10 protein-coding genes are annotated in these 12075 nt (G+C 68.3%); all 10 read left to right on the top strand.

Going from position 1 to position 12075, the window contains the following annotated elements; translation table 11 throughout:
• The first annotated feature begins 59 nt into the window (after positions 1-59).
• Entirely contained in the window at positions 60-1115 is a 1056-nt protein-coding gene (locus tag BKX93_RS11940) for a sugar phosphate isomerase/epimerase family protein (protein WP_070979962.1), read from the top strand.
• Positions 1116-1133: 18 nt separating this feature from the next.
• A complete protein-coding gene (locus BKX93_RS11935; protein WP_070979960.1) occupies positions 1134-2012 on the top strand; it encodes an alpha/beta fold hydrolase in 879 nt (292 codons plus the stop codon).
• Between the two features lie 68 nt (positions 2013-2080).
• A complete protein-coding gene (locus BKX93_RS11930) occupies positions 2081-2953 on the top strand; it encodes an alpha/beta hydrolase (RefSeq protein WP_222103252.1) in 873 nt (290 codons plus the stop codon).
• A gap of 233 nt (positions 2954-3186) precedes the next feature.
• Complete coding sequence (locus BKX93_RS11925) at positions 3187-3657, top strand: chemotaxis protein CheW (protein WP_083340529.1); 471 nt, start codon at positions 3187-3189, stop codon at positions 3655-3657.
• On the top strand, positions 3654-5153 hold the full coding sequence (locus tag BKX93_RS11920) for a CheR family methyltransferase (RefSeq protein ID WP_070979957.1): 1500 nt from the start codon (positions 3654-3656) through the stop codon (positions 5151-5153). Before BKX93_RS11925 ends, BKX93_RS11920 begins: the two co-directional genes overlap by 4 nt.
• Complete coding sequence (locus tag BKX93_RS11915; protein ID WP_070979956.1) at positions 5150-5686, top strand: chemotaxis protein CheW; 537 nt, start codon at positions 5150-5152, stop codon at positions 5684-5686. The genes BKX93_RS11920 and BKX93_RS11915 overlap by 4 nt, the downstream gene beginning before the upstream one ends.
• A gap of 42 nt (positions 5687-5728) precedes the next feature.
• Positions 5729-7735 carry a hybrid sensor histidine kinase/response regulator gene (locus BKX93_RS11910; RefSeq protein WP_070979954.1) on the top strand — a complete coding sequence of 669 codons (2007 nt, stop codon included), beginning with the start codon at positions 5729-5731 and terminating at the stop codon, positions 7733-7735.
• The gene (gene cheB / locus BKX93_RS11905; RefSeq protein WP_046168443.1) at positions 7732-8775 is read left to right on the top strand and encodes a chemotaxis-specific protein-glutamate methyltransferase CheB; all 1044 of its coding nucleotides are present in this window, start codon (positions 7732-7734) and stop codon (positions 8773-8775) included. Before BKX93_RS11910 ends, cheB begins: the two co-directional genes overlap by 4 nt.
• The gene (locus BKX93_RS11900; protein ID WP_070979952.1) at positions 8772-11678 is read left to right on the top strand and encodes a response regulator; all 2907 of its coding nucleotides are present in this window, start codon (positions 8772-8774) and stop codon (positions 11676-11678) included. The genes cheB and BKX93_RS11900 overlap by 4 nt, the downstream gene beginning before the upstream one ends.
• A complete protein-coding gene (locus BKX93_RS11895) occupies positions 11653-12039 on the top strand; it encodes a response regulator (RefSeq protein ID WP_052717653.1) in 387 nt (128 codons plus the stop codon). Before BKX93_RS11900 ends, BKX93_RS11895 begins: the two co-directional genes overlap by 26 nt.
• Positions 12040-12075 lie beyond the last annotated feature (36 nt).

Genomic DNA, 12075 nt, shown 5'->3' with positions numbered 1-12075 from the left:
TGACGCAAGCCATCGCAAGCTCTATTCTTTGTCGATCGACAAATAATTGAGATGAAAGAATGAGAACGATCAAGGGACCGAGCCTGCACCTGGCGCAGTTCAGCGATGCCGCCGCGCCATTCAACAGCCTGCCGGCCATTGCGGCATGGGCGGCGCAAACCGGCTTCAAGGCGCTGCAGATTCCGGCGTGGGACGAGCGACTGTTCGATGTCGGCCTCGCGGCGGAAAGCCAGGCCTATTGCGACGATATCCAGGGTGCGCTGTCGGAGCATGGACTCGTCGTCAGCGAACTGACCACGCACATCTTCGGCCAGCTGGTCGCGGTGCACCCGGCCTATGACAGCATGTGCGACAACTTCGCTCCGACGGCGCTGCGCGGCAATCCGCAGGCCCGCACCGCATGGGCGCTGGAGAAGCTCGAACAAGCGGCCAGGGCGTCGCGCCGGCTCGGCCTGACCGAGATGGGCACCTTCTCCGGCTCGTTCGCCTGGCCGTACCTGTTCCCGTTTCCGCAGCGCCCCGATGGCCTGATCGAAGCCGCCTTCGATGAACTGGCCAGGCGCTGGCTGCCGGTTCTCGATGCCTGCGACGAGCAGGGCGTCAATCTCTGCTACGAGATCCATCCGGGCGAAGACCTCCATGATGGCGCGAGTTTCGAGCGCTTCTACGCGCTGGTCGGCGAGCATCCGCGCTGCAACATCCTGTTCGACCCAAGCCATTTCGTGCTGCAACAGCTCAACTATCTCGACTATCTGGACATCTACCAGGAGCGGATCCGCATGTTTCACGTCAAGGATGCCGAGTTCAATCCGAGCGGCCGGCAGGGCATCTATGGCGGCTACGCCTCGTGGCTCGAGCGCGCCGGCCGCTTCCGCTCGCTCGGCGACGGCCAGGTGGACTTCAAGGCGATCTTCTCCAAGCTCGCCCAGAACGACTACGCCGGCTGGGCCGCGCTTGAGTGGGAGTGCTGCCTGAAGGATCAGGAAGACGGCGCGCGGGAAGGCGTCGAGTTCATCAATCGCCACATCATCAATGTGACAAGCAAGGTCTTCGACGATTTCGCCGGCGCGGCGGTCGACCGGACCCAGATCCACGCCATGCTGGGCATTGCCTGATAGCCACCGGAGAACATCATGAAACCATCCATCGAACGACTCGAACACGACAACTATACCCACCGCTATGTCCGCATCGACGGTCAGCGCGTCCATTGCGTCACCGCCGGCCACGGTCAGCCGGTGCTGCTAATCCCTGACTGGCCGCAGACCTGGTTTGCGTGGCGTCACGTCATGCAGGCGCTGGCGGAAAAAGGCTTCATGCCGATTGCCGTCGACCTGCCCGGCACCGGCCATTCGGACCGCCCGCTGGACGGCTACGACACCGGCGCCGCCGCGGCCAGGCTGCACCGCGCGATGGCGGCGCTTGGCCACGAGCAATATCAGGTGGTCGGCCACGATGTCGGCATGTGGATCGCCTACGCGCTCGCCAGCGACTATCCGGACGCGGTCAGCCGGCTGGCGATCACCGAGGCGGTGATTCCCGGGCTGGCGCCGGCGCCTGACATTTTCGCGCCGCCGGAGCAGAACATCTTCCTGTGGCACTTCATGTTCAATCAGTTGACCGACTTGCCCGAGGCGCTGATCGCCGGCCGCGAGAAGGCTTATCTCGATTTCATGTTCGACCGCTGGTCCCATCGTCGCGACCGCGTGGCCGCCGATGTTTATATCGCGGCCTATGCGGCGCCCGGCGGTTTGCGGGGCGGATTCGCCTACTACCGCGCGATTCCCGAGACGATCAGGCAGAACCGCGAACGCGCGCAACGCAAGCTGGCGATGCCGGTGCTGGCCATCGGCGCCGAACACGCCACCAACGATGCGCCGCTGGCGACCATGCGCGGCAACGCTGTCGATCTGCGCGGCTTTGTCGTGCCGGATTGCGGCCACTTCATCATGGAAGAGGCGCCCGAGGCATTCATCGCGCACCTGGCGCCCTTTCTCGAAGGGAGGGCCTGAGCATGCCGCTGGATCCGCGCATCGCCGCGTTTCTCGACGCGCTGCCTGAAGGGGGAGACGGCGCGTCGTTGGACGATACTCGCCGCGCCACCGAGCAGGACTTGTCGGCGCTGCATGGCCCCTTGCAGCCGGTCGCCAGGGTGGAAACCTTCATCGTGGCGGCCGGCGACGGGCATCCGCTTCGGGTTCGGGCGTACTGGCCGGAGCGCGCGGCGCAATCGGCGGCGGCGCAGCCGGCCATCGTGTTCGCCCATGGCGGCGGCTGGTGTCTGTGCTCGCTGGAGCTCTACGACAACCCGTGCCGCGCGCTGGCCAACGCCAGCCAGTGCGTCGTGCTGTCGGTCGACTACCGGCTCGCCCCCGAGCACCGCTTTCCGGCGCCGCTGGAAGACTTCTACAGCGGCGTGGCCTGGGTCTTCGCGCAGGCGGAGCGACTGGGGATCGATCCCGCGCGGATCGCCGTGGGTGGGGACAGCGCCGGCGGCAACCTCGCCGCCGCGGCGTGCCTGCTGGCGCGCGACCGCAATGGCCCGGCGATCGCGCATCAGCTTCTGCTCTACCCGGCGCTGGACGATAGGCTGACGATGGATTCGCATGCCGCCTATGCCGACGGCTACTACCTGACCCGGGACATCATGGCGTTCTGCTGGGACGCCTACCTTGGCGAAACCGGCGACGGCCCGTCCGCCTACGCCGCTCCGATGCGGGCCGCGACGCTGGAGCGCTTGCCGCCGGCCACGATCCTGGTGTGCGAGTACGATCCGCTGCGGGACGAAGGCGAGGCCTATGCGCGGCGGCTGCGGGCCGCAGCGGTGCCGGCGCATGATGAACGGCTGGCTGGCATGATTCATGGCTGCATCCACATGCTCGGGCTGACGCCTGCCGCCGAGGCCTTGTTCGCGCGCTCGGGCATGCTGATCCAGGCCGCCCTGTCCGTCTGAGCGACACCGGATGCGAGGGCCGGGCCGGCCGCGCGGCCCCGTCATCGGCAGCCGCCGGGGGCCTCGCCTCCCGGCGGCTTAAACTGCTGAGTTATGCAATAAAGCTGATACTCGGCAGGAATCTTGTGTAATCTTCATAAAGACGTCGGCCATTCTCTCATCATGCGAAAGAGAGTCCGGCCAGCATTGCGTGATGCGGGTAATCGTTCTGCTTGTCAGTGAAATGGATCCCCATGGCATTCGATGGCAAATCATTGCTTTCCGTATTGTTGTGCCGGAGCGGCCCCCGTCTGTGCGCGCTGCCGTTGACGCATGTGCGCGAAATCATGCGCGCCTTGCCGGTCGACCCGGTGCCCGCCATGTCTGATTTCCTGCTGGGGCTGGCGCTGATACGCGGCGCTCCGGTGCCGGTGCTCGATTGCGCGCGCCTGGTGGGCCCGGCGCTGTCGACGCGGGTATCGCGTTTCGTCACGCTGACGCTGGGCGAGCGCCAGTTGGCGCTGGCGGTGGATGGCGTCATCGGCGTGCGGCAACTCCCAGCCGCCGCGCTGGCCGACATCGCCCCGTTGCTGGACGGTAGCGACGATGGCCTGGTGCAGTCGATCGCGACGCTCGACGCGGAGCTGCTGCTGGTGCTGCGCGCCGGCCGCATGGTTCCGGAGGAGATGTGGGAAGCCCTGGCGGCTGGGGATGGCGAGCCATGAGCATCGAGCCATCGGCCGCCCAGGTGGCGCAATTCCGCGATCTGATCGTAGACCGCCTTGGCCTGCAGTTCGACGAAACCAAGCTGGGCAATCTGGCGCGGGTGCTGGCCCGGCATGGGGGCCGAGACAACGCGGCCTATCTGGCCATGCTGGAGGCGGAGCCCGAGCCGTCCGAGGCGCTGCACCGGCTCGCGGTCGACCTGACCGTCACCGAAACGTACTTCTACCGGAATGGCGAGCAAATCCAGGCTTTTGCCGAGGCGGCGATGCCGGCTTGCCTGCAGGCGCGCGAAGGCCTGCCGGTGCGCGTGCTGTCGGCCGGCTGCGCCTCGGGCGAAGAACCGTACACGCTGGCTATCGCCGCGAGAGAGACCATGGGCCTTGGCGCGGTCAGCGTGCAGATACGCGCCGTCGACGCCAATCCGGCCATGCTGGCCAAGGCGAGAGCGGCGCGCTATTCGGTCTGGTCGCTGCGGGAGGTGAGCCCCGCGATGCGGACGCGCTGGTTCGCGCGCGATGGCGACCTCTACGCGCTGAGCGATGGCGTGCGCCGGTCGGTGCGGTTCGAGCAGCGCAATCTGGCGCGGGAAGACGCCGAATTGTGGGCACCCGGTAGTTACGACATCGTATTCTGCCGCAACGTGCTGATGTACTTCAGCCCCGAGCAGGCCGAGGCCGCCGTGGCGCGGATCGCGGGTGCTCTGGCTCCCGGCGGCTATCTGTTCCTGGGGCATGCGGAAACCCTGCGCGGCCTGTCCAGCGATTTCCATCTTTGCCACACCCACGCCACCTTCTATTACCGGCGCAAATCGCAAGCCGGCGAGCCGGCTCCGGCGATGAAATTCAGCCTGCCGGCATGGGGCGAGGCGCCATTCCAGCCAGTGCTGCTGAATGATCCCGCGTGGGCCAATGTGATCGCGCGCGCGGCCCAGCGCATCGACTCGCTGGCGGTGGCGGCGCCGCAAGCGGATTACGGCCAGTCCGCGCCGGCGCAGCCGGATTTGCACCATGCCTTGTCGTGCCTGCATAAGGAGCAGTTCGAGCAAAGCCTGGCCCTGATCGAGAAGCTGCCGCAACAGCATGCCGACGATCCGGACGTGTTGCTGCTGAAAGCCGTCTCGCTCAGCCAGAGCGGCGCGCTGGCCGAGGCGCAGAACATCTGCCGCACCTTGCTGGCGCGCGACGAGCTCAACGCCGGCGCGCATTATGTGCTGGCCTTGTGTCGCGAAGAGGAGGGCGACAATCCGGCTGCGCTGACCCACTATCGCAGCGCCGCCTATCTGGATCCGGGCTTTGCGCTGGCGCGCCTGCATATCGGCGTGCTGGAGCGGCGGATGGCCGAGCTCGACGCGGCGCGGCGCGATCTGGCCCAGGCCCTGGTCCTGCTGCAGCATGAGGATCCATCCCGGCTGCTGCTGTTCGGCGGCGGTTTCCCGCGCAGCGCGCTGATCGACCTTTGCCGCGCCGAACTGACTGCTCTTGGAGGTCCGCGATGAGTCCCGTTCTGGCGCTGGCCGACAGCGCGGCCAGCTTGCGCGAAGAGTTCGACCGCTCGTTTTCGTTGGCGCCCGCGCCGCCGGCCGCCGGCAGCGTCAATTTGCTGACGATACGGATAGGAAGCGATCCGTATGCGATCCGGCTGGCCGATATCCGCGGCCTGCATGCCGATCGCCGCATTCTGGAGCTGCCAGGCCCGCTGCCCGAGCTGTTGGGCGTGACCAACTTCCGCGGCCAGATCGTGCCGGTGTATCAATTGGCCGCGCTGCTGGGCAAAGCCGCCGGCGCCGCGCCGCGATGGATGGTGCTGGCGCAGGCCAGCGCGTCGTTGGCGCTGGCCTTCGAAGCCTTCGAGTCGCATATCTGCGCCGACGCCGGGCAGTTGATCGCATCGGCCGACTCGGCCGGCCAGGGACGGCCGCGCGAGGGGGTGCGCACCGCCTCCGGCGTGGTGCCGGTGCTGGACATCGGCGCGCTGGCCGCGCAGATCGAAGCGCGCACCAGGTATGCGTCGCAGAGACCGCAGCCATGAGCGCGCGCCGCATCGCCAGGCCGCGCAGTCCGGGAACCCGCCATGGCTAAAGATCCCTACCGCTATTTCAGAATCGAGGCGCGAGAACTGGTCGGGCAGCTGAGCAAGGGCGTGCTGGCGCTTGAGCAAAGCGGCGGGGACGAGGAGCAGATAGCGCTGCTGCTGCGCTGGGCCCATACGCTGAAAGGCGCGGCGCGGGTGGTGAGGCAGTCGCAGATCGCCGACCTGCTGCATGGCGTGGAGGCGTTGCTGGCGCCGCTGCGTTCGGCCGGCGCGTCGCTGCCGCGCAGCATGATCGATCAGTTGCTGGCCGCCTGCGACCAAGTGAATGCGCTGCTAGCCCAATTGCCATCGGCCGACGCCAATGACGCCGGTGCCGCCGACAAGGCCGGAGCCGGCGCGGAGGGAGGAGCCCTGCCGGCGCAGGACGCGCCGCAGCGCATCGTCCGGGCCGATGTGCTGGAGGTGGACGCATTGCTGGAGGGCCTGGGCGAAATCGGCGCCGAACTGGCCGGCATGCGGCGCGCCATCGGCGAGCTGGAGGCCTTGCGCGAGCTGGCGCTGACGGGCGAGGCGGCGTCTCAGGGCGGCAGGGCGCTGGCGGCGCAACTCGACGCGCTGGAGCGGCGGATGGCCGGCGGGGCCGAGCGGATCGACCGCGAGCTGCGCCAAACCCGCGACGCCGCCGAGCGGCTGCGGCTGGTCCCGGTCGACAGTATTTTCACCACGCTGGAGCGCTGCGCGCGCGACGCCGCCCACAGCTGCGGCAAGCAAGTCGCGTTCGATGCCAGAAGCGGGCAGTTGCGCATCGACGGCGAGGTGCTCGACGTGATGCTGGGCGCCTTGCTTCAGCTGGTGCGCAACGCGGTGGCGCACGGCATCGAGACGCCGGAGCAGCGCGCCGCCTCGGGCAAGGATGCGTCCGGCCGCATCGCGCTGGAGGTATCGCGGCGCGGATACATGGTGTGGTTCCGCTTCCGCGACGATGGCCGCGGCATCGACCGGGACGCGCTGAGAGCGGCGCTCGCCAAGCGCGGCCAGCACGCGCCGGCCGACGATGCCGCCTTGCTGGCCAGGCTGCTGGAAGGCGGAGTGAGCACCAGCAGCACGGTGACGGAACTGTCCGGGCGCGGCATCGGCATGGACGTGGTGCGCGCCGCGATGGGAAAGCTGGGCGGCAACGCCCGCGTCAGCAGCGATACCGGCGGCACGACGTTCGAGTTGTGCGTGCCGTTGTCGCTGGCGGCGATGGAGGTGTTGCTGGTCGAAGCCGACGGCCGCGCCATGGCGTTGCCGCTGGACGCGGTGCGGGGCACGCTGCGGGTGCCGCGGGAGCAGGTGGTGCATTCAGTGGATGGCGGCGCCATCGTGTATGAAGGCCAGCTGCTGCCTTTATTGCCGCTGGCCATCGGCGCGGCGGGGCGGGCCGCGCACCAGTGGTCGCCGCGCGCGATGACGGCGGTGGTCATCCGCAGCCGGGGCGAGTTGCTGGCGGTGGCGGCCAGCCGCTTGGGCGGGGTGGATAGCGTGGTGCTGCGCGCGCTTCCGCCGCTGATGACGGCCGATCCGATGGTGCTGGGACTGTATCTGGACATCGAGGGCGAGCCGCGCATGGTGCTCGACCCCGAGGAGCTGGGCGGGGCGCTGACCCGCCGCAGCGATAGCGAGGCGGCGACGCCGCGCCCGCCGATCCTGATCGTCGACGATTCTCTGACCACCCGAATGCTGGAAAGCAGCATCCTGGAGTCGGCCGGCTATCAGGTGGAGCTGGCGGCTTCCGCCGAGGAGGGCCTGGAGCTGGCGCGGCAGAACCGCTACGGCTTGTTCCTGGTCGATGTCGAGATGCCGGGCATGGATGGTTTCGGCTTCATCACGGAGGTGCGCGCCGACCCGCAGCTGCGCGATATCCCGGCGCTGCTGGTGACTTCGCTCGACACGGCGGAGCACAAGCGGCGCGGCAGCGATGCCGGCGCCAACGGTTATATTGTCAAGAACGAATTCGATCAGACGGCGTTTCTGGCGCAGATCGGGGAGCTGGTGCTGCGATGACGAAATTGCGGGTGCTGGTGGTGGAGGATTCGCTGACGGTGCGCATGTACCTGTGCGAGTTGCTGGAGTCCGACCCGGCTTTCGAGCTGGTCGGCCAGGCCGAGGACGGCAAGCAGGCCATCGAGCTGTGCCTGGCCTTGCGCCCGGACGTCATCTCGCTGGACATGATGATGCCGGTGATGACCGGGCTGGCCGCCACCGAGTACATCATGGCCTATTGTCCGACCCCGATCCTGGTGGTTTCGTCCTCGGTCAACCGCGGCGAGTTGTTCCGCACTTACGAGGCGCTGGCCGCCGGGGCGCTGGACGTGATCGAGAAGCCGATGCCCGGGCAGGACCATTGGGGCGAGCACTATCTGGCCATGCTCAAACTGGTGGCGAAGATCAAGGTGGTCACGCATTTGCGCGGACGCCGCGCCGCCCAGGAGGCGCCGCCGGCGGCGCCTTGCGCGCCGGCATCGCCGCGGCAGGCTATGCGGCTGGTGGCGCTGGGGGCGTCGACCGGAGGGCCGAGCGCCCTGGTCGAGGTGCTGGGCGGCCTGCCCGCCGACTTCCCGTTGCCGCTGCTGGTGGTCATCCATATCGCCGAGCCCTTCGGCCATGCCTTCGTCGACTGGCTGGACGACCATTGCGCGCTGGACGTGCGGCTGGCGCGCCACGGCCAGCCGCTGCCGGCGCGCGGCGTGGCGCTGGCCGCGCCCGGACTGCATTTGCAAGTGCGCGGCGGCAAGATGGTTTGCGAGGCGGGGCCGGAGCGCCTGTCGTGCCGGCCGTCGGTCGACGTGCTGTTCGAATCGGTGGCGCAGGAGTACGGCGCCGCCGCCGCCGCGGTGCTGCTGACCGGCATGGGGCAGGACGGCGCGCGGGGGCTGCTGGCCGTGCGCGCCGCCGGCGGATTGACGATCGCGCAGGATGAGGCCAGTTGCGTGGTATACGGCATGCCGCGAGAGGCGGCGTTGCTGAACGCGGCGCAGCGCATCCTGCCGCTGGCCGACATCGGCCCGGCGCTGGCGGCGCTGGCCGCGAGGCGCGCGCCATGATGGCCCCGGTGCTGATCGTCGACGACAGCCTGACGGTCCGGGCCGATCTCGAGGAGGCGTTCGCTGAGCGCGGGATGGCCGTCATCGTCTGCGCCTCGCTGGCGGAGGCGCGCGCCGCGATGGCGCGGCAGGTCGTCGGCCTGATGGTGCTGGATGTCATGTTGCCCGACGGCGATGGCATTGATCTGTTGCGCGAGGTGCGGGCCACGGCCGAGGGCGCCAGCCTGCCGGTCCTGGTGCTGTCGAGCGAGGTCCAGGTCAGCGACCGCATACGCGGCATGCTGACCGGGTCAAACGATTATGTCGGCAAGCCCTATGACCGCGACCGCCTGGTGGCGCGCGCGGTGCAGCTGCTGGAGGCGGCGGGGACGCCGGTCGACGCCGCGCCGCTGGTGCAGGTGATAGACGACAGCCTGACTTACCGCGAGCAACTGGCAAGCTTGCTGCGCGAGCAGGGTTATCAGGTGGCGCTGGCCCATAGCGGGGAAGAGGGCTTGCGCGCGATGGCGTCGCGCCGGCCCGCGGCGCTGCTGGTGGACCGCATGTTGCCCGGCATCGACGGCGCCGCCGTGGTGCGCAAGCTGCGCCTCGATCCGGCCTTGCGCACCGTGCCGTGCATCCTGCTGACCGGGGCCGACGAAGAGGGCGCCGAGCTGTACGCCCTGGACGCCGGCGCCGACGCCTTCGTGCAAAAGGATGGCGACGCCGGCATATTGCTGGCGCGGCTGGCGGCGGTGCTGCGCAATGTCGACGGCGCAAGCGGCATGGCGCCGCAGCAGGCCGGACGGCGCATCCTGGCGGTAGACGACAGCGTGACCTATTTGCACCAGCTGGCCGAGGTGCTCGGCGACGAGGGTTACGACATGATCCTGGCCGAATCGGGCGAGCAGGCGCTGGCGCTGCTGAAGGTGCAAACCGTCGACTGCGTGCTGATGGACCGCCTGATGCCAGGACTATCGGGCACCGAGACCTGCTCCCGCCTGAAGGGCGACCCCGCCACGCGCGACATTCCGCTGATCATGCTGACCGCGATGGAGGACAGAGCTGAAATGATCGAGGGCCTGTCGACCGGCGCCGACGATTATGTGCTGAAGTCGAGCGAGTTCGACGTGCTCAAGGCGCGCGTGCGGGCGCAGCTGCGGCGCAAGCAGTTCGAGGACGAGAGCCGCCGCATCCGCGCCGAGCTGATGGACAAGAAACTGGAGGCGGCGGAGGTGCGCGCGGCGCGCGCGCTGGCGGAAAGCCGCGCCATCCTTCTGGCCGAGCTGGAGCAAAAGAACCGTGATCTGGAGCAGGCCAACCGGCTCAAGTCCGAGTTCCTGTCCAATATGTCGCACGAGCTGCGCACGCCGCTCAACGCCATCATCGGCTTTTCAGACTTGCTGTCGCGCGGCGTCATCGGGCCGCTCAGCCCCAAGCAGATCACCTGCGCCGGCCACATTCTGTCCAGCGGCCGCCACTTGCTGGGCCTCATCAACGACATCCTGGATTTGTCCAAGGTGGAGGCGGGCAAGATGGAGCGGGTGCTGGAGCCGATCGACGCCAACGCCGTGTTGCGCGCCTGCCTGTCCATCGTGCAGGACAACGCGGCGCGGCGCGGCATCGAATTGGAGTTCCTGCCCTGCGAGCCGCTGCAGCCGGTGCTGGTCGACCTGCGGAAATTCCGCCAGATGGTCTACAACCTGCTGTCCAATGCGGTCAAATTCAGCCGCGACGGCGGCCGCGTGGTGCTGTCGCTGCATCGCGAGCAGCGCTGCGATATCGGCTACGGCGAGGATGGAGCCTGGGCGAGCCGCCTGTTGCCGCTGCCGGAGGGGCCCGAGCAGGAGTTTCTGGAAGTGCGGGTGCTGGACAGCGGCGGCGGGATCGCCGCCGCCGATCTGCCGGCGCTGTTCCAAACCTTCAGCCAGCTTGATTCTTCCAGCTCGCGCCAGCATGAAGGCAGCGGCCTGGGGCTGGCGCTGGTCAGCCGGCTGGCCGAGCTGCACGGCGGCACGGTCGGCGTCAGCAGCGCGGTGGGCCTTGGCGCGCAGTTCTCGATCTGGCTGCCGCTGCGGGTGGACGCGCCGGCAGTCTCGCCAAATGCCGGGCCGCGCCGGGCGCTGGTGGTGGTGGACGATGCGAAGGCCGCCGAACAGCTCCAGGCCCATCTGGAGAGAATCGGCTTCGCGGCGGACATCGCGCGCGATGCCGAAACCGCGCTGTCGATGGCGCGCGGCGAAGTTCCGGATCTGATCGCGCTGGACTTGCTGTCGCCCGAGGGAGGCGGCTGGGCGGTGCTGAACGAAATCAAGCGCAACCCCCGGCTGGAGCGCGTGCCGGTAGTGCTCGCCGCCATTGCGGCCGAAGAGATGAAGGCCTGCGTGATGGGTGTCGCGCGGCTGCTGCAAAAACCAGTGTCGCGCCAGAGCCTGCGCGACGCGGTGCAGGCTTTGGGCTTGGGCGATGCGCGGGCGCAGGCGACGACCGTGATGATCATCGACGACACGGCCACCGGTACGCGGCTGAGCGCGGATCTCGCCGCCTTGAACTGCAAGGCGCTGTGTTATGCCGACGGCGCGCTTGCCTTGGCGGCGTTGCGGGACGCCAGGCCGGACTTGCTGATCGTCGGCCTGGCGCTGTCCGATGTCGGCTGTTTCGAAGCGCTCGCGGCGCTGCGCAACCACAACGCCGCCGCCGTTCCCATCCTGCTGCTGAGCGAAGGCAGCGTCAGCATGAACGATAGGCGGCGCTTGAGCGGGCAAGCGCTGCGGGTGATGGAAAAAGACAGTTTCGACCGGCGGCAGTTTTTGTTCGAGGTCGGCCGCGCGCTGCAGCAGGCCGCGCGCCGCCGGATTGCCGCCGCGGCCGCGCCCGGCCTGGCAAGCGAGGTGGATAATGGCACGCATACTGATAGTCGATGACACGCCGGGCAATATGGTGCTTACCAGCATGATGCTGGAAAGCGAAGGCCACACGTTGTTTTGCGCCGAGTGCGCGCGCGACGGCATCGACATCGCCCGGAGCGAGTCGCCGGATCTGGTGCTGATGGACGTCCAGATGCCGGAAATGGACGGCATCGAGGCCGTCGCCATTCTCAAGGGCGACCCGCGGACGCGGGCCATCGCGGTGGTGGCTTTGACCGCCTGCGTGATGAAGGGCGACCGCGAGCGCATGCTGGCCGCCGGTTTCGATGGCTACATCGAAAAGCCAATCGACTATGTCAATTTCGTGGCAGAGATCAGGCGCCTGGTCGGACCGCAGCAGACTTCCGGACAGGAATAATGCAAGGGCAGGCGGACCGATCCGCCGGTAATGGGA

The sequence above is a fragment of the Chromobacterium vaccinii genome (assembly GCF_001855275.1).
Classification (GTDB): Bacteria; Pseudomonadota; Gammaproteobacteria; order Burkholderiales; family Chromobacteriaceae; genus Chromobacterium; species Chromobacterium vaccinii.
The sequence above is the reverse complement of the archived record's forward strand: the minus strand, read 5'-3'. Positions and strand labels throughout refer to the sequence as shown.